This window comes from Paenibacillus sp. 11B (assembly GCF_030487755.1).
GTDB classification, from domain to species: Bacteria; Bacillota; Bacilli; order Paenibacillales; family Paenibacillaceae; genus Paenibacillus; species Paenibacillus vandeheii.
Genome location: NZ_JAUKNS010000001.1, coordinates 1,232,920 through 1,256,901, shown reverse-complemented (window position 1 = coordinate 1,256,901; position 23,982 = coordinate 1,232,920). Strand labels below are relative to the sequence as shown.

Sequence of the window (23,982 nt, the reverse complement as noted above, 5' to 3'; positions counted from 1 at the left end):
TTATGGAGCCGATTTTAACAGTCAAAGACCTGAGTGTGTCGTTTACGACGCGTTCTGGTGAATTTGATGCCGTTAAAAATGTGAGTTTTGAACTTGGCAAAGGAGAGACGCTGGGGATCGTAGGTGAATCTGGTAGTGGTAAGAGTGTTACTGCCCAAACCATCATGAAATTGATTCCCTCCCCGCCTTCGAAGGTCAAAAGCGGAGAAATTACTTTTCACGGGCAGGACCTGCTGAATAAGACAGATAAACAGATGGAAGCCATCCGTGGTAAAGATATCGGCATGATCTTCCAGGATCCAATGACTTCTTTGAATCCTACCATCAAAATTGGTAAGCAAATTACCGAGGTACTGCGCAAGCATCAGAATATGTCCAAAAAAGAAGCTGAAAAAAGCGCATTGGAAATGCTCGAACTTGTAGGCATCAAAAATGCCGAAGTGCGTATGAACCATTATCCACACCAATTTTCCGGTGGTATGCGCCAGCGTGCTATGATTGCGATTGCCTTGGCATGTCGTCCATCCCTTCTGATTGCGGATGAACCAACAACTGCACTCGATGTAACGATTCAGGCACAAATCTTGGATGTTATGAAAGACATGCAGCAAAAGCTTGGAACTTCGATCATGCTAATCACGCATGACCTTGGCGTAGTAGCAGGAATGTGTGATCGAGTTGTCGTTATGAAGGAAGGCGAAGTTGTTGAAACAGGAACAACTGCCGAAATCTTCAGTAATCCTCAACATCCATACACGATTAAATTGCTGAATGCTCTTCCTCGTCTGGACGAGCCTAAGAAAGAAAAGCCTACTCCAGTTGGTATTATCAAAGGTGCCAACAAGCCGCTGGTTCAAGTGAAGAACCTGAAACAATACTTCAATTTGGGCAAAGGGAACATTCTCAAAGCGGTTAATGATGTTAGCTTTGATATTTTTGAAGGCGAAACACTTGGAGTTGTAGGGGAGTCTGGCTGTGGTAAATCCACAACTGGCCGTACAATTCTGCGCCTTTATGAGCCAACAGGCGGAAATGTTAACTTTAATGGAACGGACATCTACAAGCTGTCTCCGCGCAAGATGAAAGAAATGCGTAAAGATATGCAGATGATTTTCCAGGATCCTTATGCTTCCTTGAACCCACGTTTCAACGTTATGGATATCATCGGCGAATCTCTTGATATTCATGGTCTGGCGTCAAGCCGGGCAGAGCGGAAGAGACGTGTTGAAGAATTGCTGGATCTTGTAGGTCTGAATCCTAGCCATGCACTCCGTTATCCACATGAATTCTCTGGTGGTCAAAGACAACGGATCGGGATTGCCCGTGCACTGGCTGTAGACCCTAAATTCATCATCTGTGATGAGCCATTGTCTGCCCTGGACGTTTCCATTCAGGCTCAGGTCGTTAGTTTGCTTGAAGAACTTCAGCAACGCCTCGGCTTGACGTACCTGTTCATTGCGCATGACTTGTCCATGGTTAAGCATATCAGTGACCGTGTAGCTGTAATGTACATGGGTAAAGTGGTGGAGTTGGCAGAAAGTGAAGAACTGTATGCGAATCCGATTCACCCTTACACCAAAACATTGCTGTCTGCGATCCCTGTACCTGATCCGGAAGTAGAAGCGAGCAAACGTCGCATTTTACTGCCGGAAGAACAAGCACTTAAGAATGGATCTGGTGGTCCTGCAAATGATCCATACAACCTGGAGAATGCTCAATTGATTGAGGTATCCAAAGGTCACTGGGTTTCAGAACCTTACGTATAAAAGTACAATTTGTATTTGGACTTATCCATGAATATCAAACCGCCGACCTTGTTCGGCGGTTTTTTATTTTTTGATGCACTTTCTTTTGACGAAAAGGGCTCACATTCGGTACAATCAAGTAAGCTCTTTGAAGCAGAATAGGAGGCAGACCTCATGAAAGGTATTACCGAGGCACTCCGCAGCGGAACGAGACTTGCAGAAGACTATGTCTGTTCAAGGGATGCTGCGCGTGGCCTTTACGAGTATGACATTCGCTGGGAATCGGGGCTACATACACGTGCCGAGTGGCTGGACCAATCGGAGAACACACGTGTACCTCGTCAAAGTCTGGCAGAGTATCTACGTATATATAATAAACGGGTGAATGATCATGGTGCAGTCCATGAATCCATCACACGTCTCGCGGAACAAGATGCGTTGGTTGTTACGGGAGGGCAACAAAGCGGCCTGCTCACAGGTCCGTTGTTTGTAATTTATAAAGCGGCAAGTGTAGTTGCAGCTGCGCGGGAAGCGGAGAACAGGCTACAGCGGCCGGTCGTTCCCGTTTTTTGGATTGCAGGTGAAGACCATGACTGGGATGAAGTCAACCATATGTATTTACCTGATCCCAACGGAGAGATGAAGAAGCTCAAGTTACAGGGGCGATTCGCAGGAAGAGATTCCGTGAGTTATGTCCATGTGGAAACGGAGCAATGGATGAATGTGTTAGATCAGGTGGAACATGTATTGCCAGATACGGTCCATAAATCAGGATTGATGAAGCTGATCACCGAAATCCATCAGTCGAGTTCGAACCTGAGTGATGCGTTTGCCCGATTAATTTCAGCCTTGTTTGGAAGTAGTGGACTTATTCTGATGGATGCAGCAGATCCAGACTTGCGCAGACTGGAGCAGCCGGTATTTGAGCGATTAATTCGTGAGAATGAGACATTACGCAATGCATACTCATATGGCGCCTCTGTGCTGGAACAAGCCGGATATGCAATGCCTGCTGAAGTCGCGGAAGATGGGGCCAATTTGTTTTACATACATGATGGAGCACGGTTGCTTCTGATGTTGAAAGACGGATTGTATGGCGACCGTAAAGGTCTGGTTTCATTTACAGAAGAGCGGCTTCTTCAGGAACTGGCTGAACATCCTGAGCGGTTTAGCAACAATGTATTGACGCGGCCTTTAATGCAAGATTCCATTTTACCTGTAGCGGCTGTTATTTTGGGTCAAGGGGAGATTGCATATTGGGGGTTAACGCGTGAGGCGTTTCACCGCTTCGGATTACAGATGCCGATCTTACTTCCACGTCTGTCCTTTACCATTATGGAAGATGTTCATCACAAACATATGAAACAGTACGGCCTTTCTTTCCAAGACGTTCAATACCATATGGAAGAAAAGAAGGAACAGTGGCTGGCACAGCAGGAGACCTTCCAGGTCGATGAACAATTTGAGCGAGTTCAGCAAGCATTTGCCGACTTATATCGTCCATTGCTTGATCAGATCGCTGAGATTCACCCTGGTCTGGAACGTATTGGAGATACCAATATAGGCAAGATCATCGAACAGATGCAGTATCTGCAACAGCAGACCCACAAAGCCATTAAAGATAAACACAATGTGAGTCTAAAACACTGGAACGGGATGCAAAACTCACTCTTTCCCATGAACAAACCCCAGGAAAGAGTACATAATGCACTCTTTTACCTGAACCGTTATGGAACCGAGTGGATTGGACAACTGATTGAAAGTCAGAGCGAATTCCGTGGACAACACCAAGTAATTACATTGTAGTTACCTTTTATAATAGAAGGAATTTATAATCGAGGAGGATGAGGAATGGCTACCCCTGCATTGCAAAACAGTATCGTTAAGGATATGGGACTCGCTTCGGAAGGTCATCTGAAAATTGATTGGGTAGAAGCGCATATGCCGGTGTTGAACCGCATTCGTTCTCAATTTGAACAGGATCTTCCGTTTAAAGGTTTGAAAGTAGCCATTTGCCTTCATCTTGAGGCCAAAACAGCTTATCTGGCGAAAGTCATTCAAGCGGGTGGTGCAGAAGTAACGATTACACACAGCAACCCATTATCAACACAGGACGATGTTTGTGCTGCTCTGGTCGAAGACGGCGTTACCGTTTATGCCAAACATAATCCGGACCCTGTAGAGTTCAAGGAATTGCAACTCCGGGCACTTGAAGTGAAACCTGATCTGATCATTGATGATGGCGGCGATTTTGCCACCATTATTGCATCCGAACGTCCTGATCTTGCTGCCACCATTCGTGGCGGAGCAGAGGAAACGACAACGGGCATCATTCGTCTGAAAGCTTTGGCGAAAGAAGGACAACTGCGCTTCCCGATGGTTGCAGTCAATGACGCTTATTGCAAATACCTGTTTGATAACCGTTACGGTACAGGTCAGTCTGCATTCGATGGTATTATCCGTACAACCAATTTGGTTGTTGCAGGAAAGAACGTAGTTGTAGCCGGTTACGGATGGTGTGGTAAAGGTGTAGCGATGCGTGCTAAAGGATTAGGAGCCAGTGTAATCGTAACTGAAATTGATCCCATTAAAGCCGTAGAAGCACATATGGACGGATTCCGTGTGATGACGATGGTGGAAGCTGCAAAATTGGGTGATTTCTTCATTGCTGTAACCGGCAATAAAGATGTGATTACTGGAGAGCATTATGATGTGATGAAGGATGGAGCAATCCTGAGTAATGCGGGTCACTTTGACGTGGAAGTGAACAAACCTGAACTTGCTAAACGTTCCGAATCGATTCGTACCGTACGCCGCAACATTGAAGAATATCGCTTCAAAGATGGCCGTAAAATGTATTTGCTGGCTGAAGGACGTCTCGTAAACCTGGGTGCAGCCGACGGACACCCAGCCGAGATTATGGATACAACGTTTGCATTGCAAGCACTGGGTCTGCGTTATGTGAGCGAGAACTATGCGGAACTAGGTAAAAACGTTGTTAACGTACCTTATGACATTGACCAACAGGTTGCCAGCTACAAACTGGAAAGCTTGAATATTGCCATCGACTCCCTGTCAGCCGAGCAGGAAAAATATCTGGACAGCTGGAAATTTTAAGAGGCATCCAATAATTACAAGCTGATTAAGTGCTTCAAAGGGTTTAAAATGGTTTATTAATGATACGGCTCATATGCGGGTGTACGTGCAATTGCCCGTAAACGGGAAACGTCTTTGATCCTGAGTGACAGGATCAAAGACGTTTTTTTGCGATTACTAAATTAAAAAAAGTAAAGCAAGCAAGAAGGGTTTTGATTTTTTTGTTCGAATCTATTATGCTTAGGTGGTGGAAAGTGGGGCAAAGTGGGAGAAACGGGTGAGGAGTGAGTGGGCCAATGTTTATGGGGGAGTTCCAACATAGCATTGATGATAAGGGTCGGGTCATTATTCCGGCTAAATTCCGCGAATCTCTGGGACCGTCTTTCGTTGTCACACGGGGTTTGGACCAGTGTCTTTTCGTGTACCCTATGGAGGAGTGGGGGGTCATGGAACAGAAGCTCAAAGCACTGCCATTGATGAAATCTGATGCACGTGCGTTTACCCGGTTTTTTTTCTCGGGTGCCACCGAATGTGAATTGGATAAACAGGGCAGGGTAAATTTGCCGGGCAATCTTAGAGAGTATGCCAAGCTGGACAAGGATTGCGTTGTTCTTGGCGTGTCGAACCGGGTGGAGATTTGGAGCAAAGGCATATGGGAGAGTTATTTCAATCAATCCGAAGAAGCATTCAACGACATTGCCGAAAAGCTGGTCGATTTTAATTTTGATCTATAAAGTCAGGAGGGGTGCAGGTTGTTTCACCACATAACCGTACTCAAAGAAGAGGCAACAGAGGGTTTAAACATCAAGCAGGACGGTATATACGTGGACTGCACTTTAGGCGGTGGCGGACACAGCTCCGTTATTGCATCCAAGCTCGGTCCAGGGGGGCGTCTGATCGCACTGGATCAGGATGATTGGGCTTTGGATAACGCGCGTGAAAAATTGGCTCCGTATGGAGAGCAGATTACATTGGTCAAAACCAATTTTCGTGATCTGGAACAGGTTCTGAAAGATCTGGAAGTACCGATGAAAGATGGCGTGCCGCAAGTAGACGGTATTTTGTACGATTTGGGGGTATCATCACCGCAGTTCGACGAAGGAGAACGTGGATTTAGCTACAATCACGATGCTCCGTTGGATATGCGTATGGATCAGGATGCATCCCTTACCGCCAAAGAGATTGTTAATGAATGGCCGGAAGAGGAGATTGCCCGCATCTTGTATCGCTATGGTGAAGAGAAATTCTCTAGAAGAATTGCTCGTGTCATTGTTGAAAAACGAAAGCAATCCCCGATTGAGACTACTGGTGAACTGGTGGAATTGATCAAAGAAGGCATTCCGGCCGCGGCCCGTCGAACTGGAGGACATCCCGCGAAACGCAGCTTTCAGGCATTGCGAATTGCGGTTAATGATGAGCTGGGCGCGTTCGAAGAGGGGTTACACCAGGCCGTTCGGTGCTTGGCACCCGGCGGACGTGTATCTGTTATTACTTTTCACTCACTTGAGGACCGGATTTGCAAACAGATTTTTAGCAGTTATTTGGAGAAGTGTACATGCCCTCCCGATTTCCCGTTGTGTGTTTGCGGCGGTAAGGGTGTCATGCGTTTAGTGAACAGAAAACCGCTGATTCCAACGGAAACGGAACTGGCCGAAAACTCCCGTGCTCGTTCAGCGAAGCTGCGCGTAGCCGAGAAACTGTAAACCAAGAGCGGAGGAGAGAGTCGGAGTATGGCATATACACGTGGTAATTTAGCAGTGAAAGAAAAAGCGTCCCAAGAACGTGTGAACCAGCAGCGGTATAAGGAAACCACCAAAGTGGTGACCCGTCGTACCGGTCTTCCGGCACGCGAGAAATTTTTGTATTTGATCACTTTGCTCGCAGTCATTGTTGTGGGTGGTGTAATGATGTCGCGTTATGCTCACATCTATGATCTGAATAAGCAGGCACAGACGACATTGTCCGATGTGAGAGAAGCAGAGAAAACCATTGCAGATCTGCAAGTGGAAAAAGAAAGACTGAACAATCTGGTCATCGAGAATGCTCGCAAACTTGGTTATGTTGAGGCTTCCGGCAAGGATGTCATTTTTGTACCTCGTTCAACAAGTACAACGAATTCGGCAGGTACTGATTCGTCTTCGGATACAGCAAATAACTAGAACATTTTGTATCAATCCATAACGAGACTTCCAAGCAAGATGAGATCGAAATGCTCCTGTTCGACAACATCTTGCACTTGGGAGTGAGCTGGAATTGAAATATACAAAATGCTGAAGTAAAAGAGGTGTACCGATGGTAAAAAGAATAAAGATGCGCACGCTGCTTATAGGGGGATGTATTACCCTCTTTTTTCTTGTATTAATAACCCGCATTTTTTTTATTCAGGTTGTTAATGGCGGTATTTGGCAGGAGCGAGCGGCTGGTTTGGTCGAACGCGAACAAACCATCAAGGCAAGTCGCGGGACAATTACAGACCGCAATGGCAACATTCTGGCGACGGATGCACCTGCTTACACGGTGTCTGTGAATCCGGCTCTGATTAACGAGTTCGGGATTGAAGATGTGATCATTAAAGAATTGTCTAGTTTGTTGGGGAAAAACGAGAGCGAAATGCGTTCGCTTGTAACAGCTAAAGATAAGGATGGGAAGTTCTACAAGCAACGTGAAGTTCGCAGTGAAGGGTATAAAATCAGCCCTGAATTGGCTGCTAAAGTAGATGCATTTCGTGAAAAACTGCAGGATGACTACAAGGCTAAAAACGCGATTGTTATGACACAGGAGTCGAAGCGATATTATCCCGAGGAAACGCTCGCCTCTCATCTACTGGGATACATGAGCCGTGATGGCAAGGCTGTTAATGGACTTGAGGTTTCGTATGATGAACAGCTTACAGGTACAGATGGTTATCTGAACTATCAGAAGGATGCCAAAGGTATTAAGCTTCCTGACTCCCAGGATAGTTATCTTCCTCCGCAGAACGGGAACAATCTGAAGCTGACGTTAGATGATACCATTCAGTACTACATCGAAGAAGCGATGAAAGAAGCGGTAGCCCAGTACAATCCACTGAGCATGACTGTCATCGCAGCAGATCCTAACACCATGGAAATCTTAGGGATGGCCAATTGGCCGACCTTTAATCCTAATACGTATGGGGAAACGCCGGATCAGAAAAACTTTATTAACCATGCGATACAATCCATCTATGAACCAGGGTCTACTTTTAAAATTGTTACTCTGGCGGGTGCGGTTGAAGAGAAGCTGTTTGATCCAAATGCAACATTTGAATCCAAACGGGTATACATCGGTGGCTATCCAATTAGTGATAACGGTCACGCCTATGGCCGAATTTCCTACTTGGAAGGTGTCAAACGTTCAAGTAACATTGCGTTTGTTAATCTGGGTTATAACATGCTTGGTGGTGAACGGTTGCGTCATTACATAGACCAATTCGGTTTTGGTAAAAAGACGGGCATTGATCTGCCGAGTGAATCGGCCTCACCAATCAAGCCGCTGGTTTATAAATCAGAAATTGCCACAGCAGCATATGGTCATGGTCTTGTACAGGTAACGCCAATCCAGCAGGTAGTAGCCATTTCGGCCATTGCCAACGGTGGCAAACTTATGGAACCGCATCTGGTAAAAGAAATTATTAATCCAAATGACGGTACATCAGAAGTAATTAAGCCGAAGGTTGTTCGTCAGGTTATTTCCAAGGAGTCTTCCAAACTGGTGAGCGGGTATCTGGAACAGGTAGTAGCAGACCAAACAATTGGTACAGGGCGTAATGCATACATTGAAGGTTATCGCGTGGCTGGTAAAACGGGTACAGCAAGAAAAGTTGTGAACGGGACATACAGCAAATCGAAGGATGTCGTTTCTTTTATCGGATTTGCACCTGTTAATAATCCCAAAATCGCGATGTTGATTGTGATTGACCAGCCTGATGGATCCAATATTGGCGGAGGGACTGCAGCAGCTCCGGTATTCAAGAAGATTGTAAGCCAGACTCTTCAGTATATGGGAGTTCCCAAAGACACGGTGAAGACCACTGACAAAAAGTCAAAAACAACTCCGGTCGTTCAAGCTAAAGCTCCTGATCTGTCAGGTAAAACAGCCAAACAGGCCAGAAGCCAATTATTGAACGCAGGAATTGCCTATGAGACACTTGGTCAAGGTGAAAATGTCATTCGCCAGTATCCTGTGGCGGGTGCAGCCATGAATCCTGGCCAGCGAATTTATCTGCTCACCGAAGAGAGCAGCAAGATGAAGATTCCTGATCTGACTGGCGAATCTCTCCGGGATGCCCTTGAAGTTCTTTCTCTTATGAAAGTGGGGGTAACCGTTAAAGGCGAAGGATATGTCGTGAAACAAACGGAGCAGGTATCAGGCGAACAGAGAACGGTTGAGCTTTCGCTGCAGACGGCCAAAGCGGCAGTTACCGGTATAGCAGATGAAGCCCCCGAGTCTTCTGATCCAGCATTAGGTGACGAGACTAACAATCAGGGAGCAGCTAATGGTACGGAGAACACCGAAGAAACGGGCAAAACGGATACTACAAAACCACCTTCAAATGAGACAAAATCGTCTGCCAACACATCGGACGAGGGTTCGCTCCCATAGAGATCACTGACAGCTTGTTCTAACCCCCGGTTGTCCTGAATATTCATGAATGGAACACAATCATGATTTTGGGACGAGTGGGGGGATCTTTTCGTGAAGGGGTCAAGCGTAAATCTGCGGCGCAGGCTGTTGTGGAGTTTAGTGATTTTAGTTCTGTTATTCTCAGCCTTGGTGATCAGGCTTGCTTATGTACAGTTGGGAAAAGGACCGGAACTATCCGCGAAAGCGGAGGAGTCTTGGCGGCGGAATATTCCTTATTCAGCCAAAAGGGGAGAGATCCTGGATCGAAACGGAACCTCTCTTGCCTACAATATAACTACACCGACCATTATGGCGATTCCTGCCCAGGTGAAGGAAGCAGAGACAACAGCAAGAGCACTCGCTCCTTTGCTGGGGATGACCGAAGAGAAAGTGCTGGCAACCATCAAAAAAAGAGAACTGATTGTAAGACTACAACCCGGTGGCCGCAAAATTACGATGGAGAAAGCTCAGCACATCCGTGATTTGAAGCTTCCGGGTATCGTTGTTGCTGAGGATAATAAACGCTTTTATCCTTATGATGATTTGGCGGCGCATATTCTCGGTTTTACGGGCATTGATAATCAGGGCTTAACGGGTGTAGAAAAAAGATATGATGATAAGCTGAACGGTTTAAATGGCAGTGTGTCCTACTTGTCCGATGCGGCCGGAAGGCTAATGCCGGGCTCATCTGAGAAGTATGTGGAACCGAAGGACGGTCTGAACCTGAAGCTGACTATTGATAAATCGATTCAGTCCATCATGGAACGTGAGCTGGATCAGGCTATGGTCAAGTTCCAGGCCAACTCGGCGCTTGCCATTGCAATGAACCCCAAAACGGGTGAAATCCTTGGCATGGCCAGTAGACCCGGATATGAACCAGCGGATTATCAGCAATACCCGGCCGATGTATACAACCGGAACTTACCGATCTGGATGACGTACGAACCCGGTTCAACGTTTAAGATTATTACGCTCGCAGCAGCACTTGAAGAGAAGAAAGTAAATCTGACGCAGGATCAGTTCTATGATCCCGGATTTGTTGAAGTTGGAGGCGCTCGCCTGCGTTGCTGGAAAAAGGGTGGCCATGGAAGTCAAACCTTCCTCCAAGTCGTGGAGAACTCCTGTAACCCTGGATTTGTTGCACTGGGTCAGAGACTGGGTAAAGAATCGCTATTCTCCTATATCAAAGACTTTGGATTCGGGACCAAAACAGGCATCGATTTAAGCGGTGAAGCCAGCGGGATTCTGTTCAAACTGTCACGGGTCGGACCTGTTGAGCTTGCAACAACTGCTTTTGGTCAAGGCGTTTCGGTTACACCGATTCAGCAAGTAGCGGCTGTGTCAGCAGCCATTAATGGTGGTAAACTATACAAGCCTTATGTTACAAAGGCATGGGTTCATCCGGAAACGGGTGAAGTGATGGAAGAGGCCAAGCCGGAACTGGTTCGTCAAGTCATTTCGGAAGATACGTCCAAGCAAGTACGTGAAGCGCTAGAGAGTGTAGTTGCCAAGGGTACGGGACGTCCGGCGTTTATTGATGGATACCGGGTTGGCGGCAAAACGGGTACAGCCCAGAAAGTAATTAATGGACGTTATTCCTCTACCGAGCATATTGTATCCTTTATTGGCTTTGCTCCGGCAGATGATCCGCAGATTGTTGTTTATACTGCGGTGGATAACCCGAAAGGGATTCAGTTCGGCGGCGTGGTTGCCGCACCGATCGTACAGAACATTCTGGAGGATGCATTGCATTATATGAATGTTCCTGTTCGGAAGGATCAGGTAGCCAAAGAATACAAGTATGGAGAAACGAAAATCGTGACGGTTCCCGATCTGACAGGAGCTACGGTCGAAGACTTGTATGAGGATCTGAATATGAATTTTATGCTGGCCAAATCCGGCAGTGGAAAATATGTCATTAACCAGGCTCCAAAGCCAGGAGCACGGGTCGATCAGGGTTCTACCATACGCATCTATATGGGTGATGTACTGAATGATATCCATGACCATACCAAGGAGGAAGGACAAGAGCCCTGATCGGGCTCTTGATCTCCACCGCAACAAAATGCACGGAGTTGCGTTTCATTAATTGGCTGTGTTGACGATAGTAATGAATACAGAACTGTTGAAATTGAAGTAAACTTGGAAAAAGTGAGGTTATTCATGTGCTTTTAAAACAACTTTTATCAATGCTGACAACCGCCCGTATCATTGGCGAACCAAATACAGAATGTCAAAACCTACAGACAGATTCTCGCCAGGTACAACCGGGAGATCTGTTTATCTGTCTTCCGGGGCATACGGTTGACGGACATGATTATGCCGAGAAGGCCGTAAACGCTGGAGCTGTCGCTCTGGTTGTGGAACGAGAGCTGGATCTGCCTGTACCGCAGCTGCTTGTAAAAGACAGCCGTTTCGCTATGGCTGTACTGGCGGATTCCTTTTTTGACTCACCAAGCCGCAAGATGAATATGATTGGTGTAACGGGAACCAACGGGAAAACAACGACTACCTATTTAATTGAAAAAATCATGAGTGATTTTGGTCGAAAAACAGGATTAATCGGGACTATTCAAATGCGTTATGACGGGCGTACGTACCCGATGTCAGGCACTACACCGGAAGCACTTGATTTACAGCGCAGTCTGAATGATATGGTGCAAGCGGGCACGGACTGTTGTGTAATGGAAGTTTCCTCCCACGCTTTGGAACAAGGTCGAGTAAAAGGGACGGAATTCCGTACGGCTGTATTTACCAACCTGACGCAGGATCATCTGGATTACCATCATTCCATGGAAGAATATCGCGGAGCCAAAGGATTGTTCTTTGCAAGATTGGGTAACGGATATACTGCGGATGCTTCCAAACGCAAATTTGCAGTGATCAACGCAGATGATCCCGCTGCAGACTATTTTATATCTGTAACGGCAGCTGAAGTAATTACATACGGCATGGAGGACAATGCGGATGTACGCGCATCCCAAATTTCAATTACTTCGCAGGGTACCTCTTTCCATGTAGACACATTCAGAGGCAGCACCGATATTCGTTTACGCATGGTAGGTAAATTCAATGTGTACAACGCAATGGCTGCCATCGCTGCTGCTCTGGTTGAGGACATTCCGCTGGAGGAGATCAAACGTAGCTTGGAGACGGTTCCTGGCGTAGATGGACGTGTTGAGGCTGTTGACGAAGGACAGTCGTTTGCTGTCATTGTTGACTATGCGCATACTCCAGATGGCCTGGAGAACGTATTGCGGACGGTGAAGGAATTTGCTGAAGGACGTGTGATCTGTGTATTTGGCTGCGGTGGTGACCGAGATCGTACGAAGCGACCTCTAATGGGCAAAATTGCAGCAAACTATAGTGATATTGTATTTGTCACTTCCGACAATCCGCGGACAGAAGATCCCGATCTGATTCTCAAGGATATTGAACAAGGCCTGATTGAAGACGCCATTGAATCTGACCGTTACACCATGATTGTGGATCGGCGCCAGGCGATTCATGAAGCTATTGAAATGGCAAGCCCTGCCGATGTAGTATTGATTGCGGGCAAGGGGCATGAAACCTATCAGATTATCGGCACAACTAAAACGGACTTTGATGATCGGATCATAGCGAAAGAAGCGATAAGGGGCAAATCCAATTGATAAAAAGAACATTGGCACAATTGGCCGAGATGTGTGGAGGAACACTAATTGACATTGCTGCTTATGGTAATGTTGGTGTTGAAGGTGTATTTACAGATTCGCGTAAGCCCGTTCCAGGCAGTCTCTTTATCCCGCTAGTTGGCGAAAGGTTTGACGGACATGAATTTGTGCAAACCTGTTTAGAGAAGGGCGCTGCCGGGACATTATGGCAAAAGGATCATGGAACTGCACCTCAAGGTGCTGTGATTATTGTGGAGGATACCCTTGTTGCCTTGCAGGAGCTTGCGACCTCCTATTTAAAAGAAAACAAGGCCTCCGTTGTAGGCATTACAGGCAGCAATGGTAAAACAACAACAAAGGACATCGTGGATGCCATTCTGTCTACCACATTCAAAGTGCATAAAACTCAAGGCAACTTCAATAACCATATAGGTCTCCCGCTCACCGTGCTAAGCATGGAGCCGGATACGGAGATCGTCATTCTGGAGATGGGCATGAGTGGCCGAGGAGAGATCGAAGAGTTATCTGTAATCGCCCAGCCCGATGTCGCGATCATCACGAATATTGGTGAATCCCATCTGCTTCAACTGGGATCTCGATTGGAGATTGCTCGGGCCAAAGTTGAAATTGCGGCTGGCATGAAACCAGGTGGGCTACTGATCTATAACGGAGACGAACCGTTGATTGAGCAGGTTCTGGCAGAGCCAGCCACTAAGCTCCCTGAAGGGCTCCAGCGGTATACATTCGGCTTGCAGGCAGATAATGATGATTATCCTACCGGAATCATGAATGCGCAGAGCGGGGTCGCTTTTACAACCAAGCAGTCTGGAGAAGTTGCTCTTACAATGCCATTACTGGGGACACATAATGTGGTCAACTGTCTTGCTGCATTAGCGGTTGCCCGTCATTTCGGAGTGGCCGCTGAGCAGATTGTGGCAGGACTGTCACGTCTGAAATTAACCGGCATGCGAATCGAGATTATTAACGGTGTCAGTGGTTTGACCATGCTCAATGATGCTTACAACGCCAGTCCGACTTCTATGAAAGCAGCTGTGGATGTGCTGGAGAGCCTTAAGGGGTATCGGATCAAAGTAGCCGTGCTTGGTGACATGCTTGAACTGGGGCCTCAGGAGCATGAGCTCCATCGGGGAATCGGTGAATACATCACACCCGATAAAATGAATATGGTGCTGGCTTATGGCCCATTATCAGCGAGTATTGCAGAAGGGGCAAGACAAAACATGCCAGCGGAAGCCGTGCACGCTTTTGAGAGCAAGGAAGAATTGACTCATTATCTGCTGGAGAATCTTCATTCCAGAGACGTTGTCTTGTTTAAGGCCTCCCGGGGCATGAAGCTGGAAGATGTGGTCGAAGCGCTAAAAATAGCTCCATTACAGAATAGAGTAGACTAGAGGGGTGAACCCATGGATTTTCAGGTATTACTGTTAACAATCGGTGTTTCATTTATTTTGGCGGTGATCGCCGCACCGCTCTTGATTCCATTGCTGCGTCGAATGAAATTCGGACAGCAGGTTCGGGAAGATGGGCCACAGAGCCATCTGAAAAAGAGTGGAACACCTACAATGGGCGGAGTTGTTATTTTACTCGCGTTCACATTGGCCTTTTTGAAATTTTCAGCGGTCAAAAATACGGACTTTTATGTCCTGCTTGTGGCTACACTCGGTTTCGGTCTGATCGGATTCCTGGATGATTACATCAAGATTGTATTCAAACGTTCACTGGGGCTGACCGCTAAACAAAAGATGATTGGTCAGTTGTTTTTCAGTGCCGTGATGTGCTACTTGCTGATTCAGAACGGCCACAGCACAGCCATATCGATTCCAGGTACATCCTTCTCCTTCGACTGGACGGGATGGTTCTACTATCCGTTTGTCGTATTCATGATGCTTGCCATCACGAATGCAGTCAACTTTACCGATGGTCTGGACGGCTTGTTGTCCGGCGTGAGTGCCATCGCTTTTGGGGCATTTGCCATTGTAGCGATGCAGGCAACATCTATGCCGGCAGCGGTATGTGCGGCGGCGATGATTGGTGCGGTACTAGGCTTCCTGGTATATAACGCACACCCGGCCAAAGTGTTTATGGGAGATACGGGATCACTTGGAATTGGTGGTGCGATCGGTGCCGTTGCGATTGTAACGAAGACAGAACTTCTCTTTGTCATCATTGGCGGTATTTTCGTCATCGAAATCCTGTCTGTTATTATCCAAGTGGTATCCTTCAAAACTCGTGGCAAACGCGTATTCAAAATGAGTCCGATTCATCATCACTTTGAACTGAGTGGCTGGTCGGAATGGCGAGTTGTCATCACTTTTTGGGCGGTAGGTGCCATTTTGGCCGCTCTTGGACTTTATCTCAACAAGGGGTTGTAGACAATGAATCATCCGGAAACATATCGTGGGCAACAAATCGTCGTGCTTGGACTGGCCAAGAGCGGCGTGCAGGTCGCCAAAGTGCTGGATCGTGCCGGCGCAATAGTTACAGTCAATGATAAAAAAGAGAGAGAACAGTGTCCCGAAGCATCCGAATTGGAGGCTTTGGGAATTTCTGTTGTATGCGGGGGGCATCCGGACGATCTGATTCACAGTGATGTGAAGCTTGTGGTCAAAAATCCGGGTATTCCTTACCATGCGCCTCCTGTGCAGCAGGCACTTGCCTTAGGCATTGAAGTGGTGACTGAGGTGGAAGTGGCATATCATTTATGCGCTGCACCTATGATCGGAATCACTGGGTCTAATGGGAAAACGACTACAACAACGTGGGTAGGCAACATGTTGGAGCATGCCGGCTTGAAACCGATCGTTGCCGGTAATATTGGAACACCATTGTGTGAGGCGGCAGAGCAGGCTTCTGCGGATAACTGGATGGTGGTGGAGCTTAGCAGTTTCCAACTGAAAGGCACATCCGATTTCCGTCCGCGCATTGCCAGTCTGCTAAACGTAGCGGAGACTCATTTGGATTACCATGGGGACATGGATGATTATGTGGCTTCCAAATCCAAATTATTCTCCAACCAGCAACCGGAGGATGTAGCTATCCTGAACTGGGATGATCCAGTATGCCGTGGACTGGTTCCTTATATCAAAGCAAGACTGCTCCCATTCTCGCTGACAGAGAAGCTTGAAGCAGGGGTATATGCTGATCCTCCATACGTGGATGGGGAAGAGGATGACGTGAAGCGCCAGGTGATCTATGCAGACGGTCAGGGAAACCATCATATCATTATTGATGTGGAAGACATCGGACTCCCAGGACGATTCAATGTGGGAAATGCATTGGCAGCAGTAGCTATTGCTGTGTCCGCTGGAGCCGACCCGTCTGTGCTTGCTGCGCCTCTGGCTGATTTCAAGGGGGTTGAACACCGTCTTGAGTATGTACTTGAACATGATGGAGCCAAATATTACAACAATTCTAAAGCAACCAATTCCAAGGCAACTGTAATGGCGCTGAACTCATTCAAGGAACCGGTTGTGCTCATTGCCGGAGGACTGGATCGTGGTTCAGACATGATGGAACTGCTGCCCTTGTTCCAGGAGCGTGTAAAAGCTGTGGTTGCTCTAGGAGAGACAAGAGCGAAAATTGCCAAAGTCGCGGAACTGGCGGGATTAAAGCAAATTAAGGTCGTCGATAATGAGGAGGACGCTGCCCGGACGTTAACCGCTGCCGTGCAGGAAGCTTCACAGTTTGCAGCTCCAGGTGATGTTGTCTTGTTATCACCGGCGTGTGCAAGCTGGGACATGTTTGCTTCCTATGAAGAGCGGGGACGCATTTTTAAAGAGGCGGCGCATAACTTGTAAGTAGGGGGGTGGAAAAGCCCCTACTTCCATGCAAGGGGTGGCCTCCTGATGAAACAGACGCGACCGGCGCCGGATTTCTGGCTCCTAATTTGTATTCTGGCATTGCTTGCCATCGGCATTATTATGGTATACAGTGCGGGCTCGGTGCTTGCTTTTCATGACTACGGTGATTCATTTTACTTTGTCAAAAGACAGCTGTTGTTCGCCGGACTTGGACTTGCTGCCATGTTTGTTACGGCAAATGTGGACTACCGGGTCTGGAGAAAGTATGCAAAGCCGATATTGATTGCCTGCTTTATAATGCTGATTGCGGTGCTGATTCCTGGCATCGGAGTGGTTCGCGGAGGGGCACGAAGCTGGTTGGGCATTGGCTCATTCGGCATACAACCTTCAGAATTCATGAAACTGGGTATGATCCTGTTTCTGGCTCATTGGTTAAGCAAGGAGCCTGGTAAAATCAAAACGTTTACGACGGGGCTTCTGCCACCGCTCGGCCTGATTGGTTTGGCCTTTGGTATTATTATGCTTCAGCCCGATTTGGGGACAGGCACAGTCATGCTGGGTGCTTCAATGCTCATTATTTTCACAGCAGGAGCACGGATGAAGCATCTATTACTGCTTGCCCTCGGTGGTGTAGCAGGGTTTGCCGGGCTGATTGCGGCAGCTCCGTACAGATTGCAGCGAATAACGGCTTTTTTGGACCCGTGGTCTGATCCACTTGGTGCAGGATATCAGATTATTCAATCTTTATATGCGATCGGTCCTGGAGGACTTGCGGGCTTGGGGCTGGGTATGAGTCGACAAAAATACAGTTATGTACCCGAACCACAGACGGATTTTATTTTTTCCATTTTGGCAGAAGAGCTTGGCTTCATTGGTGGAATGATTGTATTATTGCTGTTCCTGGTCCTGGTGTGGAGAGGGATGCGCGTAGCGATGACGATACCGGATACTTTTGGCAGCCTTCTGGGCGTAGGCATTGTGGGTATGGTCGCTGTGCAGGTCATTATCAACATTGGTGTGGTCATCGGGCTTATGCCGGTTACGGGGATTACACTCCCACTCATCAGTTATGGCGGTTCATCTCTGACCTTGATGTTGACAGCGTTAGGCATATTATTGAACTTATCCCGTTATGCGAGGTGAATGTACGATGCGAGTCGTTCTAAGCGGCGGCGGTACCGGTGGACATATCTATCCGGCCGTTGCGATAGCAAGGCAATGTGAGGCGGAGAATCCCGACTCGACATTTTTATATATCGGTGGTACCCGTGGACTGGAAAGCAAACTGGTGCCACAAGAGAATATTCCATTTCAATCGATTGATATTACAGGTTTTCGCCGGAAATTATCCTTTGACAACGTGAAGACGGTAATGAGATTTCTGCAAGGTGTACGCAAAGCCAAGAAAATGCTCAAGGAATTCAAACCCGATGTTGTCATCGGTACGGGGGGCTACGTGTGTGGGCCTGTCGTGTATGCGGCAGCCAAACTCGGTATTCCGAGTGTCATCCATGAACAGAATGCCATTCCCGGACTAACCAACAAGTTCCTTACACGTTATGTGGATACGGTCGCAGTTAGCTTTGAGGGTTCGGAGAAAGCATTCTCTGGAGCCAAAAGGGTTGTGTATACCGGCAATCCAAGGGCTACCACGGTAGCTCAAGCCAGCCGTGATCGCGGATTCGCGACACTGGGTGTACCTATGGACAGCCGAGTAGTTCTTGTGGTTGGTGGCAGCCGTGGTGCGAAGGCAATCAATAAAGCTATGGTGGATATGGCACCGATGCTGGCCAAGCTTGAAGATGTGCACGTGGTCTACGTAACAGGTGATTCTTATTTTGACGAAACGCGTGAAGCGATCCGCAGCTCCCTTGGAACGATGCCGAATCATCTGCATGTGCTGCCCTACGTCCACAACATGCCCGAAGTTCTTGCATGCACATCGCTGATCGTGAATCGTGCTGGGGCTTCGTTCCTTGCCGAGATCACATCGCTCGGAATTCCATCCATCCTGATTCCGTCACCTAACGTGACGAATAATCATCAGGAGGCAAACTCCCGCACGCTTGAGGGTGGAGGCGCATCGGTTACGATGCTGGAGAAGGATCTGACAGGCCAGGGGCTATATAAAGCGATTGCTGGAATTATGAATGACGAAGCGGCGCGCAAAAGGATGGCAGAGGCCTCCAGGAAACTGGGAAAACCCGATGCAGCCGAGGTACTTGTGAGCGAGATTCGGCGTCTTGCTGCAGGGCGTTAAAGTGCGTTTTGGGCGATTGTCACACACACGGCGGGACTGACATAAGATACCCTATAAATCGTGACAATCGTTCCATGGCGACGCAACACGGCCAGCAGCAATGTAAACTGCCGTGCTCATTGGTTTTGAAGTAAAGGAGGATGTTAATATGCAGCAGTGGATATCGCTACTATCCCAGAACAATGTCGGCAATGTTCTTGAAAACGAGCCGCTAGCCAAATACACCACATGGAAGATCGGCGGTCCTGCAGATGCGCTGGTCATACCGGAAAACAAAGAGCAGATGGTTAATCTCATCCAATTACTGCACAAGCATCAGATCCCATGGATGCAGCTTGGACGGGGTTCAAACATGCTGGTGTCCGACAAGGGAATACGCGGAGTTGTTGTGAAACCGGGAGAAGGCTTTGATTATGCCGAGTTTCACGAGGGCGGGGTAACTGCCGGAGCGGCACATTCCTTTGTTAAACTCAGTGTTGTTGCTGCAAAAAAAGAGTGGACCGGTTTGGAATTTGGCAGCGGCATCCCCGGAACGGTCGGGGGAGCCGTATATATGAATGCTGGTGCCCATGGATCGGATGTGTCACGGATATTTCAATCCGCTGAGATTGTACTGGAGACAGGGGAATTGGTACGTTACAGCAAGGAGGACATGGAATTTGCTTATCGCCACTCTGTTCTGCATGACCGGAGAGGCATCGTGCTGGAGGCTACATTTGCACTTCAGCAGGGAGAACGCAAAGTCATTTCGGAATCAATGGCAGCTTACAAAGACCGTAGGCGCCGTACACAGCCACTACAGATGGCGTGTGCTGGCAGTGTATTCCGGAATCCACCTGGTGATCATGCCGCCCGTCTGATTGAAGCAGCGGGGCTAAAGGGTAAGACTCAGGGAGGCGCACAGGTATCCACCATGCATGCCAATTTCATTGTCAATACAGGCCAAGCAACAGCAGAGGACGTTATCACCCTAATGCAGCAGATTCAGAGCACTATATCATCTCAAAACGGTATTAACCTGGTACCGGAAGTCTTCGTAGTGGGTGAACGGTAAACCCCGGAGGTGATACATTGGACAAATTGGTGATTGAAGGCGGGAAACCCCTCTCAGGATCCATACGCATCCATGGAGCAAAAAATGCAGCTTTACCGATCATGGCCGCAAGTTTGTTGGCAGACGGAGAAATTACGCTGCACAACGTTCCGCACTTGCTGGACATCGAAGTGATGCTGTATATCCTGGAACGACTTGGATGCACGTGTCGGCATGAACAGGGAACAGTGACGATAGATACGTCGTCCATCCGGTCATATGATGTGCCTGAGGATCTCATGAAACAGATGCGTTCTTCCATTTTTTTAATGGGACCATTGCTGGCTAAGTTTGGGCAAGTATCTGTATACCAGCCAGGTGGCTGTGCTATCGGGGAACGCAAAATTGATCTTCACCTTCGGGGCCTGGAAGCGCTCGGAGCTTCGATTGAAGAGCTGGATCAGCAGATCATTTGCCGTGGGCGTAAGCTGGTAGGTACAGATATTCATCTGGATTTCCCCAGCGTAGGAGCCACAGAAAATATTATGATGGCTGCCGTTACGGCTGAGGGTACAACAACGATATTTAATGCAGCCAGAGAACCAGAAATACAGGATCTGCAGCATTTTCTGAATGCGATGGGTGCACGAATTATCGGTGCTGGAACGGATACGATTACGATTAGTGGTGTGGAGAAACTCAAGCCTTGCTCTTATGAAATTATACCGGATCGGATCGTTGCTGGAACGGTGATGATTGCGGCCGCAGCAACGAGAGGGAATGTAACGCTTACACACTGCAATCCGGCTCATCTTACTTCCCTTATACATGTGTTGAAGCGTACTGGTGTTCAAATCACAGTCTGCAATGATATAATGACGGTGAGCTGTATGAGCCGTCCCAAATCAGTAGACCGCATTGTGACTTCTCCGTATCCTTCATTCCCAACAGACCTGCAGTCGCAAATTATGGTGCTGCTCAGTCTGGCAGACGGTTTTAGTGTGATGAAGGAAACGGTATTCGAGGGTCGGTTCAAACATGTGGATGAGCTGAATGTCATGGGTGCCGATATTTCGGTAGACCTGAATGCAGCATTTATCCGTGGCGTTCCCCGTTTGTACGGGGCTACAGTGGAAGCAACCGATCTGCGTGCAGGTGCAGCATTAGTCATTGCTGGCCTTGCTGCCCAGGGAAAAACGGTTGTGGAGCAAGTGCATCATATTGATAGAGGGTACGATCGTATCGAGAAGCTCTTTCAGAGTTTGGGAGCTTCGGTTGAGCGACAGTCCCCCGTTTCGAAGCAGCTGGATTTTGCCAATTAACGTCCTTTGAGTCCCCTTCTTAAGGGAAGGGGGCCGGAGGCTTTGTGGAGCGCGACCTATGCCTAAAAGCCAAATTCCGGTTCTGAAGAAGAATCGGCCCAAACGAAACACAAGCCGTAAAATTGTTTTTATTCTCTTACTTCTTTTTATTGTATTACTTGCTGTACTTTTTTTTCGTTCTTCGATGAGTCGGATTTCGGCAATTGAGATTACGGGTAATGTATACACAACAACTTCGGAACTGCTGGAGAAAAGCGGTCTGAAGGAGGGCGAACAGTTTTTTGGGATAAGCTCGGCGGATGTGATCGAGCGTCTGAAAACGATCAAGGCTATATCAACCGTAACTGTGGATAAACAATTTCCGGGTACTATTCTTATCAAGGTGCAGGAATATCCAACGGTTGCGTATGAACTTGGTTCTGACGGTACGCTAAAAGCCATACTGGCAAGCGGGACAAGCTTAACGGTTCCTGCCACCATTGGAGTTGCCGTAGAGAAACCTATATTAACCCAATGGAAGGCTGATGATCCGCTCAAGGCCAAGCTGAGTGAAGCGTTGGCCAAGATCCCGAATGAACTAACGACGGATATTTCAGAGATTATTCCGAATCCTACGCCTTCATTCCCGGATCAGATTCGGATGTATACCAAGTCACAGTTTGAAGTGATTACAACCGTCTCTCTATTGTCCGATAAGGTAGAGTATCTTAACCAGGTCATTGAGACGGAACGGCCAGGGAAAATCACGATGCTGGAGGCCGATACGTACGTGCCTTTCATTCCGGATAACCCGGAAGAAGATGCTGAACCAGGAGCAACTCCCTGATTTCCGCCTTTAATTCGGTTAAGCTGCATTCAAAACCAGGCGGGATCGGGGTTTAGCCCCTCTTATCCAGTGAAAGTTGTTCTTTCTGAGACGAAGAAAAAATGATACACTTGAATATGGCACCTAAGTTGCCTCCTTCTTTTTTCTTCAAGGTTTTATGTCTCACAACCAGATCTTGGCACCCAAAAAAATTGTAGAAAAAAGAGGGAAAGCCTAAAGTGTGTTGAATATGTTTTAAGAGTGTTTAAACCCGAACGTATTTTACTATTTGGAGTCAGGAGGTGCCACAGACTTGAGCAACAATGACATCATTGTTAGTTTGGACATCGGTACATCCAAAATTCGCGCTATTATTGGGGAAATGAATAATGGAACCTTTAATATTATTGGAGTTGGATCTGCCGACTCGGAGGGAATTCGCAAAGGTGTAATCGTAGATATCGATCAGACGGTGCAATCGATCCGCAATGCAGTGGATCATGCAGAACGTATGGTAGGTATTCAAATATCCGAAGTATATGTTGGAATCTCGGGAAATCATATCGGACTGATGAGCAGTCACGGCGTCGTGGCAGTGTCTAACGAGGATCGTGAAATCGGAGAAGAAGACATGGAGCGGGTGTTGAAAGCAGCCGAAGTGATTGCGGTCCCACCGGAACGGGAAATTATTGATGTTGTAGCCAAGCAGTATGTTGTAGATGGCTTGGAAGGCATACAGGACCCCCGTGGTATGATTGGTGTTCGTCTGGAAGTGGAGGCGACCATCATTACGGGTGCAAAAACCGCGATACATAATCTTTTGCGCTGCGTGGAAAAAGCGGGTCTGAAAGTAAGTGATCTGGTACTCATGTCACTTGGAGCAGGTCAGCTGGCTTTGTCCAAAGATGAAAAAACGATGGGTTCCGTGCTTGTTGATATCGGAGCAGGGGCTACAACCATCGCCATCTTTGAAGAAGACAGTCTCGTTGCAACTTCAACCCTGCCTATTGGCGGGGAGTTTGTAACCAATGACATCGCCTATGGTTTGCGCACATTAACAGATCAAGCCGAAAAGGTAAAACTGAAATATGGCTGCGCATGGCTGGATGACGCTGCTGCGGATGTCATGTTCAAAGTAACACGGATCGGCAGCAATGTAGACAAGGAGTTCTCTCAAGAGGATCTGGCGGCTATTATCGAACCTAGGGTTCAGGAAATATTCCAGATGATTTCTCAAGAAGTGAAGCGTCTTGGTTACAATGATCTTCCGGGAGGTTATATACTAACGGGAGGTACGGTCTCTATGCCGGGTGTTCTGCAGGTAGCTCAGCATGAGCTTGCTGCTTCGGTACGAGTTGCGGTGCCGGATTATATTGGTGTGCGTGACCCGGGCTATACAAGCGGTGTCGGTATTTTGCACAGTGTAATCCGCAGTTTGCGTATTCGTCCCTCGATCAACAACGGCGGTGGAAATAATAATAACAACAATAATAACAAAAAACCGACCAACCGTCCTAAGCCGAATGCGGCCCAGGAATCGGAGCAGAAACCAGGTCTGTTCGAACGGCTGAAAAATATGTTTAGTGAATTTATATAACAGGTT

Annotated in this window: 18 protein-coding genes; all 18 read left to right on the top strand. The window is 47.6% G+C overall.

Annotation, left to right across the window (positions count from 1 at the left end):
* The first annotated feature begins 2 nt into the window (after positions 1 to 2).
* The 18 genes from Q0V21_RS05570 to ftsA all read left to right on the top strand — a co-directional run bounded on the left by Q0V21_RS05570 (position 3) and on the right by ftsA (position 23,976).
* Positions 3 to 1,766: an ABC transporter ATP-binding protein gene (locus tag Q0V21_RS05570; RefSeq protein WP_024628429.1), complete on the top strand. Its 1,764-nt coding sequence runs from the start codon at positions 3 to 5 to the stop codon at positions 1,764 to 1,766.
* Between the two features lie 153 nt (positions 1,767 to 1,919).
* The gene (gene bshC, locus Q0V21_RS05565; protein WP_301877921.1) at positions 1,920 to 3,551 is read left to right on the top strand and encodes a bacillithiol biosynthesis cysteine-adding enzyme BshC; all 1,632 of its coding nucleotides are present in this window, start codon (positions 1,920 to 1,922) and stop codon (positions 3,549 to 3,551) included.
* Positions 3,552 to 3,596: 45 nt separating this feature from the next.
* Positions 3,597 to 4,862 carry an adenosylhomocysteinase gene (locus Q0V21_RS05560; RefSeq protein WP_301877920.1) on the top strand — a complete coding sequence of 422 codons (1,266 nt, stop codon included), beginning with the start codon at positions 3,597 to 3,599 and terminating at the stop codon, positions 4,860 to 4,862.
* A gap of 275 nt (positions 4,863 to 5,137) precedes the next feature.
* The gene (gene mraZ, locus Q0V21_RS05555) at positions 5,138 to 5,575 is read left to right on the top strand and encodes a division/cell wall cluster transcriptional repressor MraZ (protein WP_017687291.1); all 438 of its coding nucleotides are present in this window, start codon (positions 5,138 to 5,140) and stop codon (positions 5,573 to 5,575) included.
* A gap of 18 nt (positions 5,576 to 5,593) precedes the next feature.
* Positions 5,594 to 6,544, top strand: coding sequence for a 16S rRNA (cytosine(1402)-N(4))-methyltransferase RsmH (gene rsmH / locus Q0V21_RS05550; RefSeq protein ID WP_301877918.1), 951 nt, complete (start codon positions 5,594 to 5,596; stop codon positions 6,542 to 6,544).
* Between the two features lie 27 nt (positions 6,545 to 6,571).
* A complete protein-coding gene (locus tag Q0V21_RS05545; protein ID WP_301877917.1) occupies positions 6,572 to 7,000 on the top strand; it encodes a hypothetical protein in 429 nt (142 codons plus the stop codon).
* 133 nt (positions 7,001 to 7,133) lie between these two features.
* The gene (locus Q0V21_RS05540; protein ID WP_301877916.1) at positions 7,134 to 9,464 is read left to right on the top strand and encodes a penicillin-binding transpeptidase domain-containing protein; all 2,331 of its coding nucleotides are present in this window, start codon (positions 7,134 to 7,136) and stop codon (positions 9,462 to 9,464) included.
* A 93-nt stretch (positions 9,465 to 9,557) separates the two neighbouring features.
* A complete protein-coding gene (locus Q0V21_RS05535; RefSeq protein ID WP_079349618.1) occupies positions 9,558 to 11,522 on the top strand; it encodes a stage V sporulation protein D in 1,965 nt (654 codons plus the stop codon).
* A gap of 128 nt (positions 11,523 to 11,650) precedes the next feature.
* Positions 11,651 to 13,138, top strand: coding sequence for a UDP-N-acetylmuramoyl-L-alanyl-D-glutamate--2,6-diaminopimelate ligase (locus tag Q0V21_RS05530; RefSeq protein ID WP_301877915.1), 1,488 nt, complete (start codon positions 11,651 to 11,653; stop codon positions 13,136 to 13,138).
* On the top strand, positions 13,138 to 14,550 hold the full coding sequence (locus Q0V21_RS05525) for a UDP-N-acetylmuramoyl-tripeptide--D-alanyl-D-alanine ligase (RefSeq protein ID WP_301878423.1): 1,413 nt from the start codon (positions 13,138 to 13,140) through the stop codon (positions 14,548 to 14,550). The genes Q0V21_RS05530 and Q0V21_RS05525 overlap by 1 nt, the downstream gene beginning before the upstream one ends.
* Before the next feature lie 12 nt (positions 14,551 to 14,562).
* Entirely contained in the window at positions 14,563 to 15,531 is a 969-nt protein-coding gene (mraY, locus tag Q0V21_RS05520; protein ID WP_024628420.1) for a phospho-N-acetylmuramoyl-pentapeptide-transferase, read from the top strand.
* A 3-nt stretch (positions 15,532 to 15,534) separates the two neighbouring features.
* The gene (gene murD, locus Q0V21_RS05515) at positions 15,535 to 16,956 is read left to right on the top strand and encodes a UDP-N-acetylmuramoyl-L-alanine--D-glutamate ligase (protein WP_301877912.1); all 1,422 of its coding nucleotides are present in this window, start codon (positions 15,535 to 15,537) and stop codon (positions 16,954 to 16,956) included.
* 48 nt (positions 16,957 to 17,004) lie between these two features.
* Positions 17,005 to 18,102, top strand: coding sequence for a stage V sporulation protein E (spoVE, locus tag Q0V21_RS05510; RefSeq protein ID WP_285078090.1), 1,098 nt, complete (start codon positions 17,005 to 17,007; stop codon positions 18,100 to 18,102).
* A 7-nt stretch (positions 18,103 to 18,109) separates the two neighbouring features.
* A complete protein-coding gene (gene murG / locus Q0V21_RS05505) occupies positions 18,110 to 19,219 on the top strand; it encodes an undecaprenyldiphospho-muramoylpentapeptide beta-N-acetylglucosaminyltransferase (RefSeq protein WP_301877911.1) in 1,110 nt (369 codons plus the stop codon).
* 148 nt (positions 19,220 to 19,367) lie between these two features.
* On the top strand, positions 19,368 to 20,273 hold the full coding sequence (murB, locus tag Q0V21_RS05500) for a UDP-N-acetylmuramate dehydrogenase (RefSeq protein WP_301877909.1): 906 nt from the start codon (positions 19,368 to 19,370) through the stop codon (positions 20,271 to 20,273).
* Between the two features lie 17 nt (positions 20,274 to 20,290).
* Positions 20,291 to 21,574, top strand: a complete 1,284-nt coding sequence (murA, locus tag Q0V21_RS05495) for a UDP-N-acetylglucosamine 1-carboxyvinyltransferase (RefSeq protein WP_079349612.1) — start codon at positions 20,291 to 20,293, stop codon at positions 21,572 to 21,574.
* Between the two features lie 58 nt (positions 21,575 to 21,632).
* A complete protein-coding gene (locus Q0V21_RS05490) occupies positions 21,633 to 22,400 on the top strand; it encodes a cell division protein FtsQ/DivIB (protein ID WP_301877908.1) in 768 nt (255 codons plus the stop codon).
* A 292-nt stretch (positions 22,401 to 22,692) separates the two neighbouring features.
* A complete protein-coding gene (gene ftsA / locus Q0V21_RS05485; RefSeq protein WP_024628413.1) occupies positions 22,693 to 23,976 on the top strand; it encodes a cell division protein FtsA in 1,284 nt (427 codons plus the stop codon).
* Positions 23,977 to 23,982: the final 6 nt, after the last annotated feature.

Bases quoted from the DNA above. Each gene is read 5' to 3' on its own strand.
- Q0V21_RS05570 (WP_024628429.1), top strand. From the start codon at position 3: ATGGAGCCGATTTTAACAGTCAAAGACCTGAGTGTGTCGTTTACGACG.
- mraZ (WP_017687291.1), top strand. From the start codon at position 5,138: ATGTTTATGGGGGAGTTCCAACATAGCATTGATGATAAGGGTCGGGTC.
- mraY (WP_024628420.1), top strand. From the start codon at position 14,563: ATGGATTTTCAGGTATTACTGTTAACAATCGGTGTTTCATTTATTTTG.
- murG (WP_301877911.1), top strand. From the start codon at position 18,110: ATGCGAGTCGTTCTAAGCGGCGGCGGTACCGGTGGACATATCTATCCG.
- murB (WP_301877909.1), top strand. From the start codon at position 19,368: ATGCAGCAGTGGATATCGCTACTATCCCAGAACAATGTCGGCAATGTT.
- Q0V21_RS05560 (WP_301877920.1), top strand. From the start codon at position 3,597: ATGGCTACCCCTGCATTGCAAAACAGTATCGTTAAGGATATGGGACTC.
- Q0V21_RS05490 (WP_301877908.1), top strand. From the start codon at position 21,633: ATGCCTAAAAGCCAAATTCCGGTTCTGAAGAAGAATCGGCCCAAACGA.
- murD (WP_301877912.1), top strand. From the start codon at position 15,535: ATGAATCATCCGGAAACATATCGTGGGCAACAAATCGTCGTGCTTGGA.
- Q0V21_RS05545 (WP_301877917.1), top strand. From the start codon at position 6,572: ATGGCATATACACGTGGTAATTTAGCAGTGAAAGAAAAAGCGTCCCAA.
- bshC (WP_301877921.1), top strand. From the start codon at position 1,920: ATGAAAGGTATTACCGAGGCACTCCGCAGCGGAACGAGACTTGCAGAA.
- Q0V21_RS05540 (WP_301877916.1), top strand. From the start codon at position 7,134: ATGGTAAAAAGAATAAAGATGCGCACGCTGCTTATAGGGGGATGTATT.
- spoVE (WP_285078090.1), top strand. From the start codon at position 17,005: ATGAAACAGACGCGACCGGCGCCGGATTTCTGGCTCCTAATTTGTATT.